The organism is Pseudomonas sp. LPH60, assembly GCF_030718165.1.
In the GTDB taxonomy this organism is placed as follows: Bacteria; Pseudomonadota; Gammaproteobacteria; order Pseudomonadales; family Pseudomonadaceae; genus Aquipseudomonas; species Aquipseudomonas danubii.
Genome location: NZ_JAVAJH010000004.1, coordinates 113,582 through 137,272 on the forward strand (window position 1 = coordinate 113,582; position 23,691 = coordinate 137,272).

Annotated in this window: 20 protein-coding genes; 8 read left to right on the plus strand and 12 right to left on the minus strand. The window is 64.7% G+C overall.

The window, feature by feature from the left end:
* Positions 1-4 precede the first annotated feature (4 nt).
* A complete protein-coding gene (locus tag Q8O96_RS15295) occupies positions 5-568 on the minus strand; it encodes a DUF2780 domain-containing protein (RefSeq protein ID WP_102861979.1) in 564 nt (187 codons plus the stop codon).
* Between the two features lie 185 nt (positions 569-753).
* On the opposite strand from Q8O96_RS15295, the gene Q8O96_RS15300 reads away from it, so the two are divergent.
* The 4 genes from Q8O96_RS15300 to Q8O96_RS15315 all read left to right on the plus strand — a co-directional run bounded on the left by Q8O96_RS15300 (position 754) and on the right by Q8O96_RS15315 (position 3,399).
* The gene (locus Q8O96_RS15300; protein ID WP_060841432.1) at positions 754-1,398 is read left to right on the plus strand and encodes a sigma-70 family RNA polymerase sigma factor; all 645 of its coding nucleotides are present in this window, start codon (positions 754-756) and stop codon (positions 1,396-1,398) included.
* Entirely contained in the window at positions 1,395-2,069 is a 675-nt protein-coding gene (locus Q8O96_RS15305; RefSeq protein WP_305949058.1) for an anti-sigma factor domain-containing protein, read from the plus strand. Before Q8O96_RS15300 ends, Q8O96_RS15305 begins: the two co-directional genes overlap by 4 nt.
* Positions 2,070-2,219: 150 nt before the next feature.
* Positions 2,220-2,783, plus strand: coding sequence for a hypothetical protein (locus Q8O96_RS15310; RefSeq protein WP_305949059.1), 564 nt, complete (start codon positions 2,220-2,222; stop codon positions 2,781-2,783).
* A 343-nt stretch (positions 2,784-3,126) separates the two neighbouring features.
* Positions 3,127-3,399: a hypothetical protein gene (locus tag Q8O96_RS15315; protein WP_305949060.1), complete on the plus strand. Its 273-nt coding sequence runs from the start codon at positions 3,127-3,129 to the stop codon at positions 3,397-3,399.
* A 235-nt stretch (positions 3,400-3,634) separates the two neighbouring features.
* On the opposite strand, the gene fdhA is transcribed toward Q8O96_RS15315, so the two are convergent.
* From fdhA to Q8O96_RS15355, 8 genes are all read right to left on the minus strand, one after another.
* On the minus strand, positions 3,635-4,834 hold the full coding sequence (gene fdhA, locus Q8O96_RS15320; RefSeq protein ID WP_047289632.1) for a formaldehyde dehydrogenase, glutathione-independent: 1,200 nt from the start codon (positions 4,832-4,834) through the stop codon (positions 3,635-3,637).
* A gap of 171 nt (positions 4,835-5,005) precedes the next feature.
* Positions 5,006-5,863 carry a formyltetrahydrofolate deformylase gene (gene purU, locus Q8O96_RS15325; RefSeq protein WP_047306415.1) on the minus strand — a complete coding sequence of 286 codons (858 nt, stop codon included), beginning with the start codon at positions 5,861-5,863 and terminating at the stop codon, positions 5,006-5,008.
* Positions 5,864-5,981: 118 nt separating this feature from the next.
* On the minus strand, positions 5,982-6,614 hold the full coding sequence (locus tag Q8O96_RS15330; protein ID WP_016964293.1) for a sarcosine oxidase subunit gamma: 633 nt from the start codon (positions 6,612-6,614) through the stop codon (positions 5,982-5,984).
* Positions 6,615-6,772: 158 nt separating this feature from the next.
* Positions 6,773-9,790 (minus strand): sarcosine oxidase subunit alpha, encoded by a 3,018-nt coding sequence (locus tag Q8O96_RS15335; RefSeq protein ID WP_305949061.1) that lies wholly within the window; start codon positions 9,788-9,790, stop codon positions 6,773-6,775.
* On the minus strand, positions 9,787-10,089 hold the full coding sequence (locus Q8O96_RS15340; protein WP_011063902.1) for a sarcosine oxidase subunit delta: 303 nt from the start codon (positions 10,087-10,089) through the stop codon (positions 9,787-9,789). Before Q8O96_RS15340 ends, Q8O96_RS15335 begins: the two co-directional genes overlap by 4 nt.
* A 14-nt stretch (positions 10,090-10,103) precedes the next feature.
* Positions 10,104-11,354: a sarcosine oxidase subunit beta family protein gene (locus tag Q8O96_RS15345; protein WP_060841439.1), complete on the minus strand. Its 1,251-nt coding sequence runs from the start codon at positions 11,352-11,354 to the stop codon at positions 10,104-10,106.
* A gap of 23 nt (positions 11,355-11,377) precedes the next feature.
* Positions 11,378-12,631, minus strand: coding sequence for a serine hydroxymethyltransferase (locus Q8O96_RS15350; RefSeq protein ID WP_047289636.1), 1,254 nt, complete (start codon positions 12,629-12,631; stop codon positions 11,378-11,380).
* 393 nt (positions 12,632-13,024) lie between these two features.
* Positions 13,025-13,765 (minus strand): TraX family protein, encoded by a 741-nt coding sequence (locus Q8O96_RS15355; RefSeq protein WP_305949062.1) that lies wholly within the window; start codon positions 13,763-13,765, stop codon positions 13,025-13,027.
* Positions 13,766-13,881: 116 nt separating this feature from the next.
* Between Q8O96_RS15355 and Q8O96_RS15360 the strand changes: the two genes are divergently transcribed.
* The 3 genes from Q8O96_RS15360 to Q8O96_RS15370 all read left to right on the plus strand — a co-directional run bounded on the left by Q8O96_RS15360 (position 13,882) and on the right by Q8O96_RS15370 (position 17,545).
* The gene (locus Q8O96_RS15360; RefSeq protein WP_102861985.1) at positions 13,882-14,922 is read left to right on the plus strand and encodes a low specificity L-threonine aldolase; all 1,041 of its coding nucleotides are present in this window, start codon (positions 13,882-13,884) and stop codon (positions 14,920-14,922) included.
* Positions 14,923-15,275: 353 nt separating this feature from the next.
* Positions 15,276-16,721: a cytosine permease gene (locus Q8O96_RS15365; RefSeq protein ID WP_305949063.1), complete on the plus strand. Its 1,446-nt coding sequence runs from the start codon at positions 15,276-15,278 to the stop codon at positions 16,719-16,721.
* Positions 16,718-17,545, plus strand: coding sequence for a nitrilase-related carbon-nitrogen hydrolase (locus Q8O96_RS15370; protein ID WP_305949064.1), 828 nt, complete (start codon positions 16,718-16,720; stop codon positions 17,543-17,545). Before Q8O96_RS15365 ends, Q8O96_RS15370 begins: the two co-directional genes overlap by 4 nt.
* A gap of 70 nt (positions 17,546-17,615) precedes the next feature.
* Here Q8O96_RS15370 and gbcB read toward each other — a convergent pair whose 3' ends face one another.
* Positions 17,616-18,716 carry a glycine-betaine demethylase subunit GbcB gene (gene gbcB, locus Q8O96_RS15375; RefSeq protein ID WP_102861988.1) on the minus strand — a complete coding sequence of 367 codons (1,101 nt, stop codon included), beginning with the start codon at positions 18,714-18,716 and terminating at the stop codon, positions 17,616-17,618.
* A 290-nt stretch (positions 18,717-19,006) separates the two neighbouring features.
* Here gbcB and gbcA point away from each other — a divergent pair, with 290 nt between their 5' ends.
* Positions 19,007-20,302, plus strand: a complete 1,296-nt coding sequence (gbcA, locus tag Q8O96_RS15380; RefSeq protein WP_305949065.1) for a glycine-betaine demethylase subunit GbcA — start codon at positions 19,007-19,009, stop codon at positions 20,300-20,302.
* 206 nt (positions 20,303-20,508) lie between these two features.
* On the opposite strand, the gene Q8O96_RS15385 is transcribed toward gbcA, so the two are convergent.
* On the minus strand, positions 20,509-21,774 hold the full coding sequence (locus tag Q8O96_RS15385) for a metallophosphoesterase (protein ID WP_305949066.1): 1,266 nt from the start codon (positions 21,772-21,774) through the stop codon (positions 20,509-20,511).
* Positions 21,775-21,821: 47 nt separating this feature from the next.
* Positions 21,822-23,690 (minus strand): hypothetical protein, encoded by a 1,869-nt coding sequence (locus Q8O96_RS15390; protein WP_305949067.1) that lies wholly within the window; start codon positions 23,688-23,690, stop codon positions 21,822-21,824.
* Position 23,691: the final 1 nt, after the last annotated feature.

The window sequence follows — 23,691 nt, forward strand, 5'->3', positions numbered from 1 at the left end:
CGCGTTACTTGGCCACGCCCCAGATGCCGCCCAGGCTTTGCAGCAGGGAACCGCCAACGCCCTGCTGGCCCAGGTACTGCAGGATCAGCGGGGCAAACTGGCCGATCATGCCGCTGTCCATGCCCAGGGCGCCAAAGGCGTTGTTCAGGTCTTGAGTGTCCTTGACGTTGCCCAGGGCGCTGCCCAGGCCGGCGCTGTTGCCGGAAGACTGGCCGAGCAGGCCGCTCAAGGCGCCCAGGCTGCCCAGGGCGTTGCTGCCCGAGAGCTGGTCCAGGCCCGGTACGCTTTGGCTCAGTTGCGAATAGTCGGTGCTGCTGAGTTGATTCTTTGCCAGGCCGAGCATGGCGCCGGTGCCACCGATGGCCTGCTCAGGGGTGACATTGAGTTGCGCCAGGGTGCCCAGCAGGCCGGCGGTCTGGGAAGTCGGCGCGGCGGCAGCGGCCTTGTCGCCGCCCTGCATGCCGGCAATGGCGTTGGCCGCATCGCTCAAGCTGAAACCGCCGGCCAACGCCGAACCGGCTGCCAGGGTCATCAGGGTAGCCAGGGCAAAACCGCGTGGAATATTCATCGAAACAACCTCATGGGGCGGGAAACCGTCCGGACTCGGGCGGCGGGAAAACAGTGTTTTGACTGAAACCCCAGGCGAATGTTCCAGCGCCTGCCCTGCCGTCCGGCGCCTGCATCCAGCTGCGCTGCTGCTGCGTATATCGTCCACAAGCGCCACCTTCGGGCTCCGGCATGAGGCAGCAGGACGTGAATGGAACAACCACCCACCCTGGACTAATCTCTGGCTGCGTCAGTCGGCGCTTGTCGCTGGCCCTTGTCCCAGTTCCTGTCAGGAGAATCGCCATCTCGAGCCTCGACACCGATCAGCTGCGGCACCTGCTGGCCCAGTGTTCACTGGGTGATCGCCGGGCCTTCGAAACCCTCTATCGCATGGTTGCCCCGCGCCTGCATGGCGTCGCCCTGCGCTTCATGGGCCGTCGCGATCTGGCCGAGGAAGTGCTGCAGGAAAGCTTCGTGCGCATCTGGAACAACGCCGTGCGCTACCAGCCGCACCTGTCCGCGCCCCTGACCTGGATGGTCAACATCACCCGCAACCAGGCCATCGACCAGTTGCGCAAACAGCGCGAACGGCCCCTGGGCGAACTCGAAGAACAACAGCTGGAGGATCAAAGCCCCTCGGCCCACGACCAACTGGACAGCGCCCGCGCCGCCCGGGCCCTGAACCGCTGCCTGGACAGCCTCGACGGCATGCAGCGCCAATCCATCACCGTGGCCTACTTCCAGGGCCTGTCCTGCTCGGAGCTGGCCGAACACCTGGCCGCGCCCCTGGGCTCGGTCAAATCCTGGATTCGTCGGGGCATGGAACGCCTGCGCCGGTGCCTTGAATCATGAACTATCGAACCCCTGAACGCCGCCGCGCCCTGGCCGCCGACTACGCTATCGGCCTGATGCAGGGCGCCGCCCGCCGGCGTTTCGAAATGCTCCTGCTGGACGACCCGGCGCTGCGCGAAGAACTGGCGCAGTGGCAGGAAAGCCTCGCCAGCCTGACCGAAGCCCTGCATGAAGCCGCGGTGCCGGAACGGGTCTGGGCGGGCATCCAGGCACGCATCGAACCGCAAGTGCTGCACGTACCGCAGAAGAAACCGCTGTGGATGCGCCTGCGCCTGGCGCTTGCCGCCTGCGCCGTGCTGGCGACCCTGTACATCGGCTTTATCCAGCAGAGCGACCAGGTGCGCTACAGCGCCACCCTGCTCAGCGCCGACCAGCAACCGGCCCTGCGGATCAAGGCCCACGCCCAGTACCTGCAAGTCGAACCCCTGACCCTGGCGGCTGTTGGCCTGGACCGCAGCCTGGAACTCTGGGCGATCCCTGCCGACGGCAAACCGATTTCCCTCGGCGTGGTGCCGGTAGGCGGCCAAGGCAAGATCAACCTGAGCCCGGCCCAACGCGAACTGCTGGGCACCCCGATCGCCCTCGCGGTGAGCCTGGAACCCCACGGCGGCTCACCTACTGGGCAACCCACCGGGCCGGTGTTGTACCAGGGGCAATTGGCGGCGCTGTAACAGGCACCTGCTACCGCAGGAACGGGCTTGCCCGCGAACGCCGTCAGGGTAAACTCCGCGCCCAGGCCCCCCGCCGCATCCTTGCAGGCAGGCCCTTGCCTGCCATGCAAGCCCCCGCCTCGCCTGGCGCCATCCACCGAACGGACTCTTATGAAAGCTGCGCTCTACAGCGGCCTGCTGCTGGCCCTGGCAATCGCCGTCTTGCTCTGGCGAATCGGCACCCCGGTCGATAGCAGCCAATGCGCCGACACGGCCCCGGGCCCCCTGACCGGCTTTATCCGCCAGCACTTCAGCGACCGCCAGGGAGCCGACTGGCGCGACGATGGCAGCGCCTTAGGCATTCTTGGCGTTGCCGAGGCCCAGCCGTTCGCCCGCCAACCCGAGCGTTACTACTGCGAAGCCCTGAACCTGCTGCAGGACCCACAGCGAACCCAGACGGAAAAGGTGCATACCACGGCCCTGATGCTGTCCCTGCCCCTCGATTACTACCTGGACCTCATGGACCGCAGCCACCAGCTGTATCAGCGCGGGGCCATGGACCGCCCCGTCCTGACCCTGGTGCTGATACCAAGAGGCACGGCGCTGAACTACTGGTGGCTGCCCCAGTGGCGCTCACGCTTCCAGCGCGATGCGCCAGGCATCCTGGCCGAGACCGACATAAAGGAAATCCTGAGAGGCGAACACTGGTTCGACTACCCGGGCAGAGGCTATTGACTCACCATCCGCAACCGTTACCGAGCACTCGCCGAACAACCGACAACTCCTGCAAGACATCCACCCCCCAACGCCTTGCTGCCTCACGCACCGGCGGCTTATAGTCCGCCGGTCGCTCAAATAGCGACCGGGTTTGGCGACCCGATGAACTTCGGTCAGAAGCGTCCTGCTTTGTTGGCAGGATGTTCTGCACCCGCAACGTTGCCGTTATGGCAGCTGTGCGTGGGAGACCTTCGGGTCTGCCGGTTCCGCAAGTTCCCGGTTCGCCAACCTGCGTACAGCTGCCACCCATCGTTTGGCGACGAATCCGTGGCGGTTCTCACTGAACTGCGGAGAACTTTCCATGAACCGTTACATGCCGATCACCGGCCACGACTGCAACATTCCCTCTCTACTGATCGATACCCAGGCGCCGCTGGATGTGCTCCATGAAGCCGCCGCCTTCCGTATCCGTGCCGTGACCCAGGTGCTGGAGCAACTGGTCTTGAGCGATGCGCTGGGCAAGGACCCGGTACTGGTCCAGGAGTTGGCCCAGCTCTGCGCCATTCCCCTGCGCGATGGCTGCGACCTGATGGATGTGCTGGGACGGCGCTTGCGCGCCACGCTGATCGCCTGACTGCAACCGCTGGATGTGGCGAGGGAGCTTGCTCCCGCTGAGGTGCGCAGCGCCCCCGGTAGCGTCTACGCGGTGAGCCTGACATGCCACGGCAGTAGGTTTTACGACCGCTACGCGCCGGGGCGCCGGCCGGGCGGGAGCAAGCTCCCTCGCCACAGAAAAAACGCCGCATTCTCGGCAAGAGAAGGCGGCGTTTTTCGTTATTGGCAGGCTTCAAGCCAAAGGCTGACGGTCTTCAGGCAGCGCTGAACAGCTTGTGCGGGTCGATGACGAATTTCTTCGGCACGCCGGCATCGAACTCGCCATAGCCGCGCGGTGCGTCGTCGAGGCTGATGACTTGCACGCCCACCACTTCGGCGATGTTGATGCGGTCCCACATGATGGCCTGCATCAGTTGGCGGTTGTACTTCATCACCGGGGTCTGGCCGGTGTGGAAGCTGTGGGACTTGGCCCAGCCCAGGCCGAAGCGGATGCTCAGGCTGCCCATCTTCGCCGCGGCGTCCACCGCGCCCGGGTCTTCGGTGACGTACAGGCCGGGAATACCGATCTTGCCCGCTACGCGTACCACGCCCATCAGCGAGTTGAGCACGGTGGCCGGGGCCTCGTGCTGGGCACCGGCATGGCCGTGGCCACGGGCTTCGAAGCCCACGGCGTCCACCGCGCAGTCGACTTCCGGCTCGCCCAGCAGGGCGGCGATCTGTTCGTGCAGCGGGGTGTCCTTGGACAGGTCGGCAATTTCAAACCCCTGGGCCTTGGCGTGGGCCAGGCGCACCGGGTTGACGTCGCCGACGATCACCACCGCCGCCCCCAACAGGCGCGCCGAGGCGGCTGCCGCCAGGCCCACGGGGCCGGCACCGGCGATGTAGACGCTGCTGCCCGGGCCAACGCCGGCAGTCACCGCGCCGTGATAACCGGTGGGCAGGATGTCGGAGAGGCAGGTCAGGTCGCGGATCTTCTCCATGGCCTTGTCGCGATCCGGCAGTTTCAGCAGGTTGAAGTCGGCATAAGGCACCAGCACGTACTCGGCCTGGCCGCCGGTCCAGTCGCCCATGTCGACGTAGCCGTAGGCGCCACCGGCGCGGGCCGGGTTGACGGTCAGGCAGACCCCGGTGTGCTGTTCCTTGCAGGAACGGCAGCGCCCGCACGCGACGTTGAACGGCACCGACACCAGGTCACCGATCTTCAGGTTCTCGACGTCGCTGCCCTTCTCGATCACTTCGCCAGTGATTTCATGACCCAGGACCAGGCCGACCTGGGCAGTGGTACGGCCGCGGACCATGTGTTGGTCCGAGCCGCAGATGTTGGTGGAGACTACGCGCAGGATGACGCCGTGCTCGATCTTCCTGCCGCGCGGGTCCTGCATTTTTGGATAGTCGATTTTCTGTACCTCGACCTTGCCGCTGCCCAGATACACGACACCACGATTACCAGACATGCTTTCACCTCGCTGTTGTTGTTATGGAACCGCGTTACCCAAAGGGGGAAACACGTGGATTGCTCGGGTACGGATGCTGTTTCGTTTTCAAAATCGCTTTCACGCAAACAGGCGCAACGCCTGTAGGAGCGAGCTTGCTCGCGAAGGGCTGCGCAGCAGCCCCAAGAATCATCAGAGCACCACCGTGCGGTTGCCGTTCAAGAACACCCGCCGCTCGATGTGGTAGCCCACTGCCCGGGCCAGGGTCAGGCCTTCGATGTCGCGACCCTTGGCGATCAGGTCTTCAGGGTAGTAACTGTGGTCCACCACCTCCACGCCCTGGGCGATGATCGGGCCTTCGTCCAGGTCGTTGTTGATGTAGTGCGCGGTGGCGCCCACCAGTTTCACGCCCTTGTTGTAGGCCTGGTGATAAGGCTTGGCGCCCTTGAAGCCCGGCAGCAGCGAGTGGTGGATATTGATCGCCTTGCCATCGAGCTTGCGGCACAGCTCCGGCGACAGCACTTGCATGTAGCGGGCAAGGATCACCAGTTCGGCGCCGGAGTCCTCGATCACCTGCCACACCTGACGCTCCTGGGACGGCTTGTCGTTGGGGTCGAGGGGGAAGTGGTGGTAGGGAATCTGGTGCCAGTCGGCCAGGGGCTTGAGGTCCGGGTGGTTGGACACCACCGCCACCACGTCCATGGGCAACTGGCCGATGCGCTGGCGATAGAGCAGGTCGTTGAGGCAGTGATCAGCCTTGGAGACCATGATCACCACCTTCGGCCGATAGTGCGGTGCGGTCAGTTCGAAGTTCATCGCGAAGGCTTTGGCGCGCTCGGCCAGGCCCTGGCGAAAGCCCTGTTCGTCGAGGCCGTCGGGCTGGCGAAATTCCACGCGGATGAAGAAGCGACCCGAGAGCCGGTCATCGAAGGAGTGGTGCTCGGTGACGTAGCAACCCTGCTCGAACAGAAAGCGGGTCACCGCGTCCACCGTGCCGAGCACGCTGGGGCAGTCGGCGGTGAGAATCCATGTATCGGGGGCGCGGCTCATCAGATGGGCTCCTGTTGACGAAAGCACTGTAGCCGCTGCCGAAGGCTGCGCTCGGCCCCGCAGGGGGCGGCTCTTCGAGCCTTGTCGCAGCCCGCGGCAGCGGCCACAGGATTAGGGTTCAGGCCTGCACGCTCAGGCCATATTCAGCGGCGGCATCCTGCAGCCACATCCACCAGTAATCGGAGAAGCTGCGGCGTACCAGCAGCTCCCAGGTGTCTTCGCCGGTACGGCGGATCACCAGTTGCGACTTGGCGAACACCGTGCCCACCGCCTTGCCCACCGGGAAGTTGTTGGGGTGCACGTCGTAGCTGGTGGACTTCATCAGCACCTGGCGCACGTTGGGGCCGGACAGTTCGAGGATCTGCTGGCCGCCGCTGACGTTGACGATCTGGATATGCAGGTCGCCCAGGGCGGCGCGCAGGTTCTGCTCGGCGGCGAATTCTTCACCGCTGGGCACGATCAGCAGCCACTCATCCGGGCCCAGCCATTGCAGGCTGCTCTCGCCCTTGACCACCACGCTCAGGGCGCCCGGCAATTCGATGCCCAGGGCCTTGTGCACCCCGGCGGCGAAGGCCGGGTCGTGGCCGTCGCCACGGATCGTCAGGTGACCGAGGAGTTTTTTCTCGCGCAGGATCACACCGGCGTTCTTGCGCCCCTTGCCCACCAGGCTCGGCAGGTCGGCGTGGTGCAGGGGCGACTCGGCCTTGGCCCCGGTGGTGGGGCGCTGTTGGTAAACGTTGACTGCGGTCATGGAGCACCTGTCCTTTATTCTGTGGTCCGGTTCCGGTTGCCGCTGCCAGGGGCTGCGGTCGCTTGGGAACCGGGCGCAAGGTTTTGCCTCCCGGGCAGGTCCTGCGGACCTTGGCGCAGCCTGCGGCAGCGGCTACAGGGTGCGTGCCCGGGTTCATGTCATATGTTCTGGCGGTCGCCTTTGGGGTCGAAGAACACCGAGGAAACGATTTCCGCCTCGATCACCCGGCCATCGGCCAGGGGCGCGAAGACCCGCTCGCCCAGGCGCTTGAGGCCGCCCTTGACCACGCCCAGGGCAAAGGAATAACCCAGGGAGTTGTGGGCATAGCTGGAGGTCACGTGACCGACCATGCTCATCGGGATCGCCTGCTTGGGGTTGAACACCAGTTGCGCGCCTTCCGGCAGCCACTGGGTCGGGTCGATCGGCTTGAGGCCCACCAGTTGCTTGCGCTCCTCGCGCACGCAGTCTTCCCGGTTCATCCCGCGCCAGCCGATCCACGAGAACGGCTTGGTCCGGCCCACGCACCAACCCATGTTCAGGTCGTCCGGGGTCATCGAGCCGTCGGTGTCCTGGCCAACGATGATGAAGCCCTTCTCGGCCCGCAGCACGTGCATGGTTTCGGTGCCGTAGGGGGTCAGGTTGTACTTCTTGCCAGCCTCGACGATCTGCTCCAGCACGCCCATGGCGTAGTCGGCCTGGACGTTGACCTCGTAGGACAGCTCGCCGGTGAAGGAGATACGGAACACCCGCGCCGGCACGCCGCCCACCAGGCCTTCCTTCCAGGTCATGAACGGGAAGCCGTCCTTGTCCAGGTCGATGTCGGTGACTTCGCTCAGCAGCTTGCGGCTGTTGGGGCCCGACAGGGTCATGGTGGCCCAGTGGTCGGTGACCGAGGTGAAGTACACCTTGAGGTCCGGCCATTCAGTTTGCTGGTAGATCTCCAGCCACTGCAGCACGCGGGCCGCGCCGCCGGTGGTGGTGGTCATCAGGAAGTGGTTGTCGGCCAGACAGGCGGTCACGCCGTCGTCGAAGACCATGCCGTCTTCCTTGCACATCAGGCCGTAACGGGCCTTGCCCACGTCGAGCTTGGTCCAGGCGTTGGTGTAGATGCGGTTGAGGAACTCCCGGGCGTCCGGGCCTTGGATGTCGATCTTGCCCAGGGTCGAGGCGTCCAGCAGGCCGACGCTGTCGCGCACCGCCAGGCATTCACGCTTGACCGCGGCATGCAGGTCTTCGCCGTTTTTCGGGAAGTACCAAGGGCGCTTCCACTGACCGACGTCCTCGAATTCGGCGCCGTTCTTCACGTGCCAGGCGTGCAGCGCGGTGAAGCGTACCGGCTCGAAGATGTGCCCGCAGTGACGCCCAGCCACGGCGCCGAAGGTGATCGGCGTGTAGTTCGGGCGGAACATGGTGGTGCCCATCTGCGGGATGCTGACGTTCAGCGAACGGGCGGCAATGGCCAGGCCGTTGACGTTGCCCAGCTTGCCCTGGTCGGTGCCGAAGCCCAGGGCGGTGTAGCGCTTGACGTGCTCCACCGACTCGAAGCCCTCGCGGGTCGCCAGTTCGATGGCAGCGGCGGTGACGTCGTTCTGCAGGTCAACGAATTGCTTCGGCGCCCGCGCCGTGCCTTTTTCATGGGGCACCTGGAACAGCGCCAGGGTTGGTTCTTCCAGGCGGGTCAGGGCTTTGGGCAGCACGCCCTCCACGCTCTGGAACCCGGCTTCGCTGGCGGCGCGCACACCGCCCTCGAAACCATCGGCCAGGGTGTCGCCAAGGCTGTAGACGCCGTTGATACCGCCGACACACACGCGTTTCTGCGGCGCTTCACCGGGCACGAAACCGAGGATGTCTTCACGCCATACCGGCTTGCCGCCCAGGTGCGAAGCCAGGTGCACCACCGGGCTGTAGCCACCGGAGCTGGCGATCAGGTCGCAATCGAGCCATTCGCCGGGGCTGGTGACCTTGTGCGCCTTGACGTCGATGGCCGCTACGCGCGCGCCAGTCACGTGCTTGCTGCCACGGGCTTCGATCACCGCACTGGAAGTGAGGATGCGAATACCCTTGGCCCGGGCTTCTTCCACCAGGGCGCCGCGGGGGTTGTGCCGCGCATCGGCGATGGCCACCACTTGCAGGCTGGCGTCGAGCCAGTCCAGGGCCACGCGGTAGGCGTGGTCGTTGTTGGTGGACAGCAGCAGTTTCTTGCCCGGGGCCACGCCGTAGCGGCGCACGTAGGTGGACACCGCGCCGGCCAGCATGTTGCCCGGCACGTCGTTGTTGCCGTAGACCAGCGGCCGCTCGTGGGCGCCGGTGGCCAGCACCACGCGCTTGGCGCGGACCCGGTGGATACGCTGGCGCACCTGGCCGATCGGCGCGCGGTCGCCGAGGTGATCGGTGAGGCGCTCGTGGATGGTCAGGAAGTTATGGTCGTGGTAGCCGTTGACCGTGGCCCGTGGCAGCAGCAACACGTCCGGCAGCGACTTGAGCTCGGCAACCACACTGGCCACCCACTCCACCGCCGGCTTGCCGTCCAGGCTTTCGCGGCTGTCCAGCAGGCTGCCGCCGAACTCTTCCTGCTCATCGGCCAGGATCACCCGGGCGCCGCTACGGGCAGCGGCCAGCGCAGCCGCAAGACCGGCAGGGCCGCCACCGACAATCAGCACGTCGCAGTGCTGGTTCATGTTGTCGTAGGTGTCCGGATCGTTCTCGGTAGGCGAGCGACCGAGGCCCGCCGCCTTGCGGATGTACTTCTCGTAGGTCATCCAGAACGATTGCGGGTACATGAAGGTTTTGTAGTAGAAGCCCGGCGGCATCAGCTTGCCGCCGGCCTTGCCGAGAATCCCCATCATGTCGTTGTTGACGCTGGGCCAACCGTTGGTGCTGGTGGCCACCAGGCCCTGGTACAGCGCCTGTTGGGTGGCGCGCACGTTGGGGATCTGGGTGGCTTCGGTGGCGCCGATCTGCAGCACGGCGTTGGGCTCTTCGCAGCCCGCGGCGAAGATGCCCCGGGGCCGGGAGTACTTGAAGCTGCGACCGATGATGTCCACGCCGTTGGCCAGCAGGGCCGAGGCCAGGGTGTCGCCTTCAAAGCCTTTGTAGCTCTGGCCGTTGAAGGTGAAGGTGATGACTTTGTTGCGGTCGATGCGTCCGCCGTTGGACAGGCGATTGGTCTGGCTCATACCTTCTCTCCAGCAGCCTTGGCGGTGAACTGCGGTTTGGTGCCTATCTTGTAGGTTTCAAGAATTTCGTAGGTCACGGTGTCGCGGGTGGCGTTGAAGTACTGGCGGCAACCGGCGGCGTGAATCCACAACTCGTGGTGCAGGCCGCGGGGGTTGTCGCGGAAGAACATGTAGTCGCCCCACTCCTCGTCGGTGCAGGCGTTGGGGTCCAGGGGCCGGGGAATGTGGGCCTGGCCGGACGAATGGAATTCCTCTTCGGAGCGCAGCTCGCCGCAGTGAGGACAGAAGATATGCAACATAGGGAGTTGTCCTTTTAGTGGGCGACCGCAGCAGCGCCGTGTTCGTCGATCAGCGCACCGTTGTGGAAACGGTCGATGGAGAAAGGGGCGGCCAATGGATGCATCTCGCCCTTGGCCAGGCTTGCGGCAAACACGTTGCCCGAGCCCGGGGTGGCCTTGAAGCCGCCGGTGCCCCAACCGCAGTTGAAGAACATGTTCGGCACCGGGGTCTTGGAAATGATCGGGCAGGCGTCCGGGCTGGTGTCGACGATGCCGCCCCACTGGCGGTTCATGCGCACTCGGGAAAGGATCGGGAACATCTCGACGATGGCCTGGATGGTGTGCTCGATCACCGGGTAGGAGCCGCGCTGGCCGTAGCCGACCCAGCCGTCGATACCGGCGCCGATCACCAGGTCGCCCTTGTCCGACTGGCTGATGTAGCCGTGCACCGCGTTGGACATGATCACGCTGTCGATGATCGGTTTGATCGGCTCCGACACCAGGGCTTGCAGCGGGTGGGATTCGATCGGCAGGCGGAAGCCCGCGAGCTTGGCCATGTGCCCGGAGTTACCGGCGGTGACCACGCCGACGCGCTTGGCGCCGATAAAGCCCTTGTTGGTCTCGACGCCGATGCACACGCCGTTTTCCTTGCGAAAACCGATGACTTCGGTCTGCTGGATCAGGTCCACGCCCAGGGCGTCGGCGGCCCGGGCAAAGCCCCAGGCCACGGCGTCGTGACGGGCCACGCCGCCACGGCGCTGCACCGTGGCGCCGAGGATCGGATAACGGGTGTTTTTCGAGCAATCCAGGTAAGGAATCTCGTCCGCCACCTGCTGGGTGTTGAGCAGCTCGCCATCGATGCCGTTGAGGCGGTTGGCGCTGACCCGACGCTCGGAATCACGGATGTCCTGCAGGGTGTGGCACAGGTTGTAGACCCCACGCTGGGAGAACATGACGTTGTAGTTGAGGTCCTGGGACAGGCCTTCCCACAGCTTCATGGCGTGCTCGTAAAGCTGCGCCGACTCGTCCCACAGGTAGTTGGAACGCACGATGGTGGTGTTGCGCGCGGTGTTGCCGCCGCCCAGCCAGCCTTTTTCCACCACCGCGACGTTGGTGATGCCGTGTTCCTTGGCCAGGTAGTAGGCCGTGGCCAGGCCATGCCCGCCACCGCCGACGATGACCACGTCATAGACCTTCTTCGGGGTCGGCGTGCGCCACATGCGCTGCCAGTTTTCATGGTGGCTGAGAGAGTGCTTGAAGAGGCCGAAGCCCGAATAGCGTTGCATAGTCATTGCTCCAGTTGCGGCTCTCAGCGGTAAACCGGGAAATCAGCGCACAGGGCTGCCACCTGGCGCGCGACATTGGCCTCGACGTCGGCATCGCCGAGGTGGTCGAGGATGTCGCAGATCCAGCCCGCCAGCTCGGTGCACTGGGTGACCTTGAATCCGCGGGTGGTGACCGCCGGGGTGCCGATGCGCAGGCCGGAGGTGACAAACGGCGACTGCGGGTCATTGGGCACGGCGTTCTTGTTCACGGTGATGTGGGCGCGGCCCAGGGCGGCGTCGGCATCCTTGCCGGTCAGGCCCTGACGGATCAGGCTGACCAGGAACAGATGGTTGTCGGTGCCACCGGACACTACATCGTAGCCGCGTTTGATAAATACGCCGGCCATGGCCTGGGCGTTGTCGATCACCTGTTGCTGGTAGGCCTTGAACCCGGGCTCCAGCGCTTCCTTGAAGCACACCGCCTTGGCGGCGATCACGTGCATCAACGGGCCGCCCTGGGCGCCGGGGAATACCGCGGCGTTGAGTTTCTTCTCGATCTCTTCGTTGGCCTTGGCCAGGATCAGGCCGCCACGGGGACCGCGCAGGGTCTTGTGGGTGGTGGTGGTGACCACGTCGGCATAGGGCAGCGGGTTGGGATACAGACCGGCGGCCACCAGCCCGGCGACGTGGGCCATGTCGACGAACAGCAGCGCCCCGACCTTGTCGGCGATCTGCCGGAAACGCGGGAAGTCCAGGGTCTTGGAGTAGGCCGAGAAGCCAGCGACGATCATCTTCGGCTTATGTTCCACGGCCAGACGCTCGACCTCGTCGTAGTCGATCAGCCCGGTGCGGGTATCGATACCGTACTGCACGGCGTTGTACAGCTTGCCCGAAGACGACACCTTGGCGCCGTGGGTCAAGTGGCCGCCATGGGCCAGGCTCATGCCGAGAATGGTGTCGCCGGCCTGCAGCAGGGCCAGGTACACCGCGCTGTTGGCGGAAGAACCGGAGTGCGGCTGGACGTTGGCGTAATCGGCGCCGAACAGCTGCTTGGCGCGCTCGATGGCCAGGGCCTCGACCTTGTCCACATGCTCGCAGCCACCGTAGTAGCGCTTGCCCGGGTAGCCTTCGGCGTACTTGTTGGTCAGCCCGCTGCCTTGCGCCTGCATCACCCGCTTGCTGGTGTAGTTCTCCGACGCGATCAGCTCGATGTGATCTTCCTGGCGTTGTTCCTCGGCATTGATCGCCGCCAGCAGTGCATCGTCGTAACCCTGGATCTGGTCTTGCTTGCTGAACATCACGTCTCTCCCAGCGGCGGCGCTGCGCCTTTCGTCTCGGTGAGGCCAGCCTTAAAGCTGCGCCCTTTGGATGCGATGGTATGACCGGCAAGGGGAACTCAAATGCCTATGGACGCCACGCAAAGGTGCGTTTACGACATGCCTTGGCGCACGGAGATAAATGCCTCGGGCCACAGCCGGGCGAAGGCTCTGGATCGACACCTTGCGGCGCAGCACAGGTCCGGGTCGCAGGCGAAAGGCGCCCGCCCCTGTAGCCGCTGCTGAGCCTGCGAAGCTGCGCAAAGGTCCGCAGGACCTTGCCTGGCGATCTCCAGCCACACCTCTACACCCTCAAGATCGCCGCGTCTGCTACGTCGCAATGCCGCCCAAGCCGTTCGCAGCCTGCGGCAGCGGCTACAGGAGTTGGCGCAGGGCCAGCAGCAGGAGAAAGTGCGCCGGGTACAGCAGGTAGGCCCAGCGGCGCATGGCCGGCACCGACCTGCCACGCAGCCCCCGCAGCAGCCTCACTCCCAGCCACGGCGCCAGCAGACAAACGGCAATACCGCAGGTCGCCACCGGATTGCCCAGGCGCGCCGCCGGGAACAAGGTTTCCCACTGGTTGGCCGCCAGGCACAAGGCCCCGTGCAACAGGCTGAAATACCAGGGGCGACGCAGCACCAGCAGCAAGGCCAACGGCAGCAATACCCCGAAGGCACCAAACATCAGCCACTCACTGCCCCCCAAAGCCAGGACCAGGGCCAACAGGCCGAGCCCCCGATCCAGTCGCCGACGCTGCTGCCAGCCCCGGGCCACCAGCAGGCCCAGGGCCAGGGTCGGCAGCACATTCAAGGTGTCGGGATCAGGCACGAACAGCCGATAGGGAATCTCACTCAGTGCGCTGAACAGCAGCAGCCAGCCCAGGTAACGCCATTGCCCGGTCGGGCGTCCGGCACGCTCGCTCAGGCGCGTCAGATTCACCGCCATCGCCAGGCAGAACCAGGGAAACGCCAGCCGCCCCGGCACATACAGCCAGTCCAGGCTCAGGCCCACATACCGCAGGTGATCCAGCACCATGCTCAGCAGCGCCAGCCACTTCAACGCATCCAGCGCCCCATCGCGCTGGCAGTTGTCGGTTTTCAGCATCGCATCACGCATAAATCCTTATGGGCCCTGCATTATTCCGGCATAAACAGAGCGTGTGCTGAGCCATTGTTCTTGGGTAAAGTGCGCACCATCATCGACCACGGAACTCTCTTACACGGAAGCCGGCCATGACCGACAAAAGCCAACAGTTCGCCAGCGACAACTACTCCGGCATCTGCCCTGAAGCCTGGGCCGCCATGGAGCAGGCCAACCACGGCCACGAGCGCGCTTACGGCGACGATCAGTGGACCGCTCGCGCCGCCGATCATTTCCGCAAGCTCTTTGAAACCGACTGCGAAGTGTTCTTCGCCTTCAACGGCACCGCCGCCAACTCCCTGGCCCTGTCGTCGCTGTGCCAGAGTTACCACAGCGTGATCTGCTCGGAAACCGCCCACGTCGAAACCGACGAATGCGGCGCCCCGGAGTTCTTCTCCAACGGCTCCAAGCTGCTGATCGCCGGCACCCAGAATGGCAAGCTGACCCCGGAATCGATCCGCGAGATCGCCCTCAAGCGCCAGGACATCCACTATCCCAAGCCGCGGGTGGTGACCCTGACCCAGGCCACCGAAGTGGGCAGCGTCTACACCCCGGAAGAAGTCCGTGCCATCAGCGCCACCTGCAAGGAACTGGGGCTGAACCTGCACATGGACGGCGCGCGCTTCTCCAACGCCTGCGCCTTCCTCGGCTGCACCCCAGCGGAGCTGACCTGGAAGGCCGGCGTCGACGTGTTGTGCTTTGGCGGCACGAAAAACGGCATGGCGGTGGGTGAAGCGATCCTGTTCTTCAACCACAAGCTGGCGGAAGACTTCGACTACCGCTGCAAACAGGCCGGCCAGCTGGCCTCGAAAATGCGCTTTCTCTCGGCGCCCTGGGTCGGCCTCTTGGAACACGACGCCTGGCTCAAGCACGCCCGCCACGCCAACCACTGCGCGCAGTTGCTGGCCCAACTGGTGGCCGACATCCCTGGCGTGGAGCTGATGTTCCCGGTGCAGGCCAACGGCGTGTTCCTGCAACTCTCGGAACCGGCGATTGCCGCCCTGACCGCCAGGGGCTGGCGCTTCTACACCTTCATCGGCAAGGGCGGCGCGCGCTTCATGTGCTCCTGGGACACCGAAGAAGAGCGCGTGCGCGAACTGGCAGCGGACATCCGCACCGTCATGAGCGCCTGACCCACCCCCTTCGCATGTAGGAGTTGGCTGGCCAGAGAACAGGCCCGCAACCCGGGCGCCGGTCTCACAGGTGCCTTCGCCGGCAAGCCGGCTCCTGCAACGGCCAGCGCACCTCCAGCCCAGTAGGAGCTGGCTGGCCAGCGAACAGGCCCCCAAGCCGGGCGCCGCTCTCACGGGCGCCTTCGCCGGCAAGCCGGCTCCTACAACGACACGCCCTCCTCCATGGGAACTGGCTGGCCAGCGAAAGCATCAGTTCACAAATTCCTGAACTGATTATTTGCCCCTGCTGATTCAACATCCGCCACCTTTATCCGAGACTCCGGGGTCGACCTATAAAAACAAAGGCTCCACCCATGACGACTCAGTCTTGCGTCACCGAAAAGGCCCAGTCTCCTGGCCTTGCGATCGAAACCCGTTCCATCGACTACGTGCCGCGCAACGAACGCCACGGCAAGGTCTGGCACCAGGGACCGTTCTGGTTCACCGGCAACTTCGTGCTCACCACCATGGTCACCGGCTTCACCGGCGCGGCCCTGGGCCTGGCCCTGCCCTACGCCATTCTGGCGATCGTCATTGGCGTGTGCCTGGGCACCTTCTGCATGGCCTTCCACGCCAACCAGGGCCCGCGCATGGGCCTGCCGCAGATGATCCAGTCCCGCGCCCAGTTCGGCCTGCGGGGCGCCATCGTGCCGTTCACCGCGGTGGTGTTCGTCTACATCGGCTTCAACGTGTTCAACGTGATCCTCGCCACCGACGCCATCAACACGGTGATCCCCGGGGCCCGGGCGCCCTGGTACAGCCTGATGATCGCCGTGGCGGTGCTGATCGCGGTGGTCGGCCATGACCTGCTGCACACCGTGCAGCGCTGGCTGACCTACGTGATGATCAGCGTGTTCGCGGTGCTCACCGTCAGCGCCCTGCTGACCTTGCAGGCCGACTCGGCCCTGGCCGACCCGCAGTTTTCCTGGTCGGCGTTCCTGATCCAGCTGTCGGCCGCCGCCGGCTACCAGATCAGCTACTCGGTGTACGTCTCCGACTATTCGCGCTACCTGCCGCACCAGACGCCGTCGCGCCAGGTGATTTTCTGGACCTACCTGGGCGCCGCCGGCTCGGCCCTGTGGCTGATGTCCCTGGGGGCCTTCCTGGCGTCCGCCCTGCCCTCGCCGGACGCCATCGCCAGCGTGCGCGAAGTGGGCAACACCCTGATTCCCGGCTTCGGCACCTTCACCGTGCTGATCGCGGTGCCGGCACTGGTGGGCATCATGGCGGTCAACTGCTACGGCGCCATGCTCACCGGCATCAGCGCCATTGACGGTTTCAAGTCGATCAAGCCCACCCTCAAGAGCCGGGTAACCGGCATCCTGCTGGTGGCGGTGGTGATCTTCCTGATCGCCATGAACATTCCCGAAAGCTACCTGGGCAGCTTCAACACCTTTGTCTTGCTGATGCTGTACTTCCTGGTGCCCTGGACCGCGGTCAACCTCGCGGACTTCTACCTGGTGCGCAAAGGCCGCTACGCCATCAGCCACATCTTCAATCACGCCGGCATTTATGGCCGCTGGTCCAGCGCCGGGTTGCTGGCCTACTTCCTCGGCTTGCTGGCGATGGTGCCGTTCATGTCCCTGAGCTTCTACCAGGGCCCACTGTCCCAGGCCCTGGGCGGCGCCGACGTCGCCTTCGTGATTGGCCTGGCGGTGGCCGGGCTGGTCTACTGGGCGCTGACCCGCAACCTGGACCTGGAAGCCGAACGCCTGGCTATCCAGGCCAGCGAACAGCAACTGGAAGGAGGCGCGCAATGATCCCCCAGACATCCCTGAAAGTGGCCTGCCAGCAACTGGCACCACGAGTCGGCGACCTGGACTACAACCGCACCCTCAGCACCGAGGCCATCCGCCAGGCCGCCGCCCACGGCGCCCAGGTGGTGGTGCTGCCGGAACTGGTGCAGAGCGGCTATGTGTTCCGCGACCTGCAAGAAGCCCTGGCGCTTTCGGAAAGCCTCGACGGGCCGACCTTGAGCCTGTGGAAAACCCTGGCCGAAGAACTGCAGGTGGTGATTGTCGGCGGCTTCTGCGAGCGCCTGGACGATCAGCGGGTGGCCAACAGCGCCGCCCTGATCGAGCCTGAAGGAACGCTGACGGTGTATCGCAAGGCGCACCTGTGGGACCGGGAGAACCTGATCTTCACTCCGGGCGACGAGCCGCCCCCCGTGGTGCCCACCCGCTTCGGGCCGATCGCCATGATGATCTGCTACGACCTGGAGTTCCCCGAATGGGTGCGCCTGCCGGCCCTGGCCGGGGCCGCGCTTTTGTGCGCGCCGGTGAACTGGCCGGACGGCCCGCGCCCGCCCAGCGAGCGGCCGGCGGAGATGGTCCGGGTCCAGGCCAACGCGGCGGTCAACCGGATGTTCATCGCCGCCTGCGACCGCTGCGGCGAAGAGCGAGGGGTGAACTGGGTGGGCGGCTCGACCATCGTCGATGCCGATGGCTATCCGCTGGCGGGCAAGAATCGGAAAAACGGGCAGCAGTTGCTGCTGGCGGAGCTGGACCTGGCCCAGGCCTGGCACAAGTCCATCAGTCAACATAACCATGTGCACCTGGATCGGCGACCGGCGTTGTATCAGTAACCGGGTTGCCCCTGTTCGCTGGCAAGCCGGCTTCTACAGCAGATGGGTGTAGGAGCCGGCTTGCCGGCGATCAGAACTCCACGCGCACGTCGCCCTTGGGCACGCTGCAGCAAGACAGGATGTAGCCTTCGGCTTCGTCTTCCTCGGTGATCCCGCCGTTGTGCTCCATCACCACTTCGCCGCCCAGCTTGAGCACCTTGCAGGTGCCGCAGATGCCCATGCCGCAGGCCTTGGGGATCATCAGACCGAGCTTGGCTGCGGCCGCGTGCACGGTTTCCCCCGGGGCCACGCGGATGCTCTTGCCGGAGGCGGTGAACTCCACCTGATGCAGATCGGCCAGGTCCGGCTCCGGCGCCTCGGCCGCCTGTTCGGCGTGTTCCACGGCGTCGGCCCGGGCTTCGGGCGGGGTCGCGCCGAAGGATTCCTCGTGGTAGCGCGCCATGTCGAAACCGGCGGCTTCCAGCAGGCGCTTGACCGCATTCATGTAGGGCGTCGGTCCGCAGCAGAACACTTCCCGCTCCAGGAAGTCCGGGGCCATCAGTTCCAGCATCTTGTGGTTCAGGTAGCCGCGATAGCCGGCCCAGGGCTCGCCCAGGCCGTGTTTCTCGCAGATCAGGTGCAGGCTGAAGTTGTCGATCCGCGAGGCCATGTGCTCCAGCTCGCGGTGGTAAATGATGTCCTTGGGTGAGCGGGCGCTGTGGATGAACACCATGTCGACGTTGCCGTTGGTGTCGTAGAACCAGCGCGCCATGGACATCACCGGGGTGATGCCGACGCCGCCGCTGAGGTAAAGCACTTTCGGGCTGGGGAAATCGATGGCGTTGAACAGCCCCACCGGCCCGTGCACCGCCAGTTCCTGGCCTTCATGCAAGGTGTCATGCAACCAGTTGGAGACCTTGCCCCCCGGCACGCGCTTGATGGTCACCGAGAAGCTGTAGGGCACCGATGGCGAGCTGGAGATGGTGTAGGAACGCATCACCGGCTGGCCTTCGATCTCCAGCTCCAGGGTGACGAACTGCCCGGGCTTGAAGAAGAACATGATCGGCTGGTCGGCCATGAAGCAGAAGGTCCGCACATCCCAGGTTTCCTGGATGACTTTGACGCAACGGACGATGTGACGGCCATTGGCCCAGGTCTGGGTGGTTACCGGGTTGAGGAAGGTGTTGGACATGCTGTTCTCCACGGCCGACTGTCGGCGTCTTGTCAGCGATTCTGCGTAAGGCTTCTCGCGCCCATTTACCTATCTGCGACATTCACATGCTTATCGCGACCAGCCCCCAGTTACAGGGGCTCCCCCGTCGGGAACAGATTGGGCCATGTCGCCCATGGATAAGGTTCAAGGCGCCCGCGGACCCACACTCGCCTCAAACACGACAACCGATTTTTCGTGACTTGCGTAGCACCCACCGTAGCCACTATTTAATTCGCCGGCCGCACAGAACGGCCATGAGGACTTGAACGATGGACGTCACCGCAACCCTGAGCTTGGGCGATCCACTGGAACCTGCACGCAAGGCCACTGCACAGATGCTGCAGGAGCGCGAGCGGACCTTCTCCCTGCCGCAGCCTTTCTACTGCGACGACAGGCTGTTCGATATCGACATGCAGGAGATCTTCCAGAAGGAATGGCTGATCGCCGGCATGACCTGCGAGATCCCCACCAAGGGCAACTACATCACCCTGCAGATCGGCAAGAACCCGATCATCGTCATCCGCGGCGCCGACGGCGTGGTCCACGCCTTCCACAACGTCTGCCGCCACCGCGGTTCGCGGCTGTGCACCAGCGACAAGGGCAAGGTCGCCAAGCTGGTCTGCCACTACCACCAGTGGACCTACGAACTGGACGGTCGCCTGCTGTTCGCCGGCACCGAGATGGGCGCCGACTTCGACATGAAGCAGTACGGCCTGAAACCGGTGAACGTGAAGACCGCCGGCGGCTACATCTTCATTTCCCTGGCCGAGAACCCGCCGGCCATCGACGACTTCCTGGCGACCCTGGCCCATTACATGGAGCCCTACGACATGGAGAACACCAAGGTGGCGGTGCAGACCACCTTGCATGAAAAGGCCAACTGGAAGCTGGTGCTGGAGAACAACCGCGAGTGCTACCACTGCGGCGGCTCGCACCCCGAATTGCTGAAAACCCTGCTGGAATGGGACGACGTCACCGACCCGCGGGCCGACCAGGCGTTCAAGGACCACGTGGCCGCCTCCGCCGCCGCCTGGGAAGCCGAGAAGATCCCTTACGCCCACGCCAGCTTCGGCCTGCGCAACCGCATCGTGCGCATGCCCCTGCTCAAGGGCACCGTGTCCATGACCCTGGACGGCAAGCAGGGCTGCGCCAAGCTGATGGGGCGGATCAAGAACCCGGACCTGGGCTCGATGCGCATCCTGCACCTGCCGCATTCGTGGAACCACTGCATGGGCGACCACATCATCGTGTTCACCGTGTGGCCCATCAGCGCTCAGGAAACCATCGTCACCACCAAGTGGATCGTGCACAAGGACGCGGTGGAAGGCGTGGACTACGACGTCGAGCGCATGCGTCAGGTGTGGGACGCCACCAACGCCCAGGACCGGCGCCTGGCGGAAGAAAACCAGCGTGGCATCAACTCCACCGCCTACCAGCCGGGTCCGTACTCCAAGACCTATGAGTTCGGCGTGGTCAACTTCGTCGACTGGTACAGCGAGCGCATGCTGAGCAACCTCGGCGCGGAACCGGCGCCTTATCTCAAGGGCGTGCCGGTCACTGGCTGACACCGCAGGAGTTCGGCAGCGGCTACAGGGTTGTGTAGCCGCTGCCGCAGGCTGCGAACGGCTTGGACGGGATTGCGACGTAGCGAGCGTAAGGATCTTGCAGGGACTGTCAAGCAAGGTCCTGCGGACCTTGTCGCAGCCTCGCGGGCTCGGCAGCGGCTACAGGGTTTTCAGGGGTTTCAGGGGTTTCAGGGGGTTCAGGGGGTTCAGGGCCTTCGAGGCAGTGACCAACTGACCGCGCCGGTCTCGCCAATGAAGTCTTCGCTGATCTGCGCCCCATCCAGCTTCACCCTCACGTAACCGTTGCGAACCCGCAGCGGGTAGTTCGGATCATCCGCCGACAGGGTTTCAGACCACAGCACCTGAGGGTTGCCTTTCAATTCGCGGGTGACGCCATAGGGAATCGCCCCGTGGCCGATGCAGCGCCCGTACATGCCGTCCTTGGGCGTATAGCAGATGCCGTTGTGCAGGTGCCCCCAGTACCAGTAGTCCGGCACCCGGCCCAGGGCCGCGACCACCTGCTTGTACAGCGCGGTCTGCTGCTGGCCGCTGATATCCAGCCCCTGGTGATGACTGAGCAGAATGATCTTGCGCCCCTGCCCCTTGCTGGCCACCAGGTCCTTGAGCCATTGCTGTTGCGGTGGATTGAGGTTGCCATCCATGTACAGGTTCATTTCGTCGGCGGCATAGGCGCTGTCCAGGCCGACGATCAGCCAGTGGCTGTTGAACAGGGCGAAGTAGCTGGTGCCTTGCTGCTTGGGAAACAGCGCGGCGATCTCGGCAAAGTAGCCATGGGCACCGCTGTACATTTCATGGTTGGAGTTGAGGCTGAATGACGCCTGGCGGCCCATGGGCCAATCGGCAAGGTCGGCGTTCTCTTCGCTGCCGGTACCGGCGTAATACACATCTCCCAGGTGGACGGTGAAATCCGCCTGGTCCTGCTTGATCAGGTCCGCCACACGTTGCGCCGCCGAGTTGGGCTGGAAGTAGCCGGTGCCCCAATCCCCGGCCATGTCCAGCAGCACGTTGTCGGCCATCTCGATCAGCGCCGGGGTGGTGCCGAAGGTCGCGTGCTTGCGCAGGTTCTCGATCCAGTTGAGCAAGGCCTCGCTCCAGCGCAGGTCCAGCAGCTCCCACTGGCGACAACCCAGCAGGGTGCCGTCCTTCATCACCTGGGTCTGCAGCTCGGCCACCGTTTGCGGCAGGGGCTTGGCGTTGCCCAGGTGCAGCACCGACAGGCCGTGGGCCAGCTCCCAGGGCACCGGCGCCTGACCGGGGGGCAAGTCGCCATGAATCAGGGCGTACTGCGCCTGGTCATGGGCGCGCTGCAGCAGTTGCACGATCGCCTGCAGCTCCGCCGGCTCAAGCTCGCTACGGAGTTTTTTCCAGGCCAGTTCGAGCCTGGCCAGCAGCCCGTCGACCCGGGCTTTGACCTGTTCGTATTCATGTTCCAGATTGCTCACAAATGACATGCCGGCATCCCTCTTGATGGTCCCTTTGCCCAAACGCCGAACGGGCGTCACAGGGTCTTCATGTATTCGATCAACTGCCACTTCTGCTCTGCGGAAAGCTGCGTGCCGTACAGATGGCCGCTGTTGCTGTTGCCCTCCAGATGGGTGTCGTACTTGAAGGAGCCCGGCCCCTGGACCGCCGCGCCACTGGTGATGAAACCGACCTTCTGCGGGTCATACACATCCGAGCCGGTGTAGAACACCTGGGGCCGCAGTTCCGGGGCCTGCAACAGGTCCCAGAGGCTGGGCACCGAGCCGTTGTGCAGGTACGGCGCGCGCAGCCAGATGCCGTCGGTGGGGGTGTTGCTGTAGCTCTGGGTCTTGCGATAGGCACCGAAGTCGAAAGGCGGCTTCTTGAACCCATGGAAGGCTTGCACCAGGCCGGTGGTGAAGGAGTCCAGGCGGTGGGGATCGGTGCCCAGCGTCTGGATATTGGTCGTGACCTGGCCGGTGTCGGCCTTGCCGAAGTCATGGCAACCGGCACAGTTGGCCTCCCACAGCGGCTTGCCCTGGGCCACCTTGGCCTGATCCAGGGCGAACGGCCAAGCCGGCGGTTTGTGCCCCAGCAGCCAGTTGGTGACCCGGTTGAAGCTCTCAGGCAGCACCGATTGCGGGGTCGCGCCCACCGCCATCGCCGCCGCGTAGTTGCGCTCGCGGATCTGGTTGTTGTTGCCGTCCCAGTGCAGGTACATCGATTCCCGCGGCTTCTGGTTCCAGATCTGCGGCAGGTCCACGGTGCCGATGGTGGAGTCGTCGGGGAAGCCGAACACCACCATCTTGGTCGGGTTGAAGGTGTCGGTGCGCCCCGGCCCTTGCTGCGGCCGCAGCTTCTGCCAGGCATAGGCCTGCTTCTGCTTGAGCAGCGCGCTCTTGGCCATGGGCATGATCAGGTAGCGGTTGTACAGGCGTTCGACAAAGCCCAGCTGGAACTTGGCGTTGATCGCGTTCATCAGCGCATCCACGGTGAATTTCGGATCGCTGGCGCAATCGTAGGCGAACCACTGGAAGGCCTGGAGCTGCATCAGGTTGGCCGGTGCAGTGGGCACCACCCGGGACACATCGCTGGCGCTGGCCCGGTAGGCACCGGTGTGGCACAGGGCGCAGTTGGGCTCCACCGTGGGGTAGCCCAACTGCCGCTTGGCCATGCCCACCGGCAGGTCCCGGCCGTTCTCGTAGAGGAAGCCGAAGACCTCGTAACCGCCGGGGCGCGGGAGTTTTTCCGGGCACATCTGCGGCAGCACGGCAAACAGGTAGTAAGGAATCCGTGCTTCGATCCCCAGGCCGATGGCGGCGTACTTGAAGTGATCCTCGTCCGAGGCTTCCGGCGGCTGGGGCACCTCGCGAATCATGTTGACCCACGTGGCATAACCGACCACCCCCAGGACCAGCAGCAGGACCAGGCTGCCCACGCGAAAGCTGTGGCGCTTCCAGCAGGCGGCCCAGTACTGGCGCCAGTCGTGCAGCCCGGCACAGAGCAGGGCCCAGGGCCGGTTGGCCGGGGCACTGCCCAGGTACAGCAGGATGCCGAGGATCAGGAACATGCCGAGGTCGCCCATCAGCATGGGCACGAACACCTGGGACTGGTTGCTGGTATTGATCAGGTAGATCCAGAACGCCACGGCGATCAGCCGCGACAGCACGCACAACCAGGAATGCACCACGAAACGCGGCGCGTTGCAGCCCGAAGGCATGTAGAACAGGCTGATGCCCACCAGCAGCATGCCGGTGTTTTCCAGCCAGGGGTCCGACAGCACCGGCGGCAGGCCGACCACCGCAGTCAGCAGCGCCGGGGCAAACAGCGCCGGCAGGGCGAACACCATGTTCATGGCGATGCCCAGCCAGATGAAGCGTTGGAACCAGCGGATATAAGCGTTCATA

What these genes read in the sequence shown, in the direction of transcription:
- Q8O96_RS15295 (WP_102861979.1), bottom strand. Translation starts at nt 568, where the DNA reads ATGAATATTCCACGCGGTTTTGCCCTGGCTACCCTGATGACCCTGGCA.
- Q8O96_RS15305 (WP_305949058.1), top strand. Translation starts at nt 1,395, where the DNA reads ATGAACTATCGAACCCCTGAACGCCGCCGCGCCCTGGCCGCCGACTAC.
- Q8O96_RS15310 (WP_305949059.1), top strand. Translation starts at nt 2,220, where the DNA reads ATGAAAGCTGCGCTCTACAGCGGCCTGCTGCTGGCCCTGGCAATCGCC.
- Q8O96_RS15315 (WP_305949060.1), top strand. Translation starts at nt 3,127, where the DNA reads ATGAACCGTTACATGCCGATCACCGGCCACGACTGCAACATTCCCTCT.
- fdhA (WP_047289632.1), bottom strand. Translation starts at nt 4,834, where the DNA reads ATGTCTGGTAATCGTGGTGTCGTGTATCTGGGCAGCGGCAAGGTCGAG.
- purU (WP_047306415.1), bottom strand. Translation starts at nt 5,863, where the DNA reads ATGAGCCGCGCCCCCGATACATGGATTCTCACCGCCGACTGCCCCAGC.
- Q8O96_RS15330 (WP_016964293.1), bottom strand. Translation starts at nt 6,614, where the DNA reads ATGACCGCAGTCAACGTTTACCAACAGCGCCCCACCACCGGGGCCAAG.
- Q8O96_RS15335 (WP_305949061.1), bottom strand. Translation starts at nt 9,790, where the DNA reads ATGAGCCAGACCAATCGCCTGTCCAACGGCGGACGCATCGACCGCAAC.
- Q8O96_RS15340 (WP_011063902.1), bottom strand. Translation starts at nt 10,089, where the DNA reads ATGTTGCATATCTTCTGTCCTCACTGCGGCGAGCTGCGCTCCGAAGAG.
- Q8O96_RS15345 (WP_060841439.1), bottom strand. Translation starts at nt 11,354, where the DNA reads ATGCAACGCTATTCGGGCTTCGGCCTCTTCAAGCACTCTCTCAGCCAC.
- Q8O96_RS15350 (WP_047289636.1), bottom strand. Translation starts at nt 12,631, where the DNA reads ATGTTCAGCAAGCAAGACCAGATCCAGGGTTACGACGATGCACTGCTG.
- Q8O96_RS15355 (WP_305949062.1), bottom strand. Translation starts at nt 13,765, where the DNA reads ATGCGTGATGCGATGCTGAAAACCGACAACTGCCAGCGCGATGGGGCG.
- Q8O96_RS15360 (WP_102861985.1), top strand. Translation starts at nt 13,882, where the DNA reads ATGACCGACAAAAGCCAACAGTTCGCCAGCGACAACTACTCCGGCATC.
- Q8O96_RS15365 (WP_305949063.1), top strand. Translation starts at nt 15,276, where the DNA reads ATGACGACTCAGTCTTGCGTCACCGAAAAGGCCCAGTCTCCTGGCCTT.
- Q8O96_RS15370 (WP_305949064.1), top strand. Translation starts at nt 16,718, where the DNA reads ATGATCCCCCAGACATCCCTGAAAGTGGCCTGCCAGCAACTGGCACCA.
- gbcB (WP_102861988.1), bottom strand. Translation starts at nt 18,716, where the DNA reads ATGTCCAACACCTTCCTCAACCCGGTAACCACCCAGACCTGGGCCAAT.
- gbcA (WP_305949065.1), top strand. Translation starts at nt 19,007, where the DNA reads ATGGACGTCACCGCAACCCTGAGCTTGGGCGATCCACTGGAACCTGCA.
- Q8O96_RS15385 (WP_305949066.1), bottom strand. Translation starts at nt 21,774, where the DNA reads ATGTCATTTGTGAGCAATCTGGAACATGAATACGAACAGGTCAAAGCC.
- Q8O96_RS15390 (WP_305949067.1), bottom strand. Translation starts at nt 23,690, where the DNA reads ATGAACGCTTATATCCGCTGGTTCCAACGCTTCATCTGGCTGGGCATC.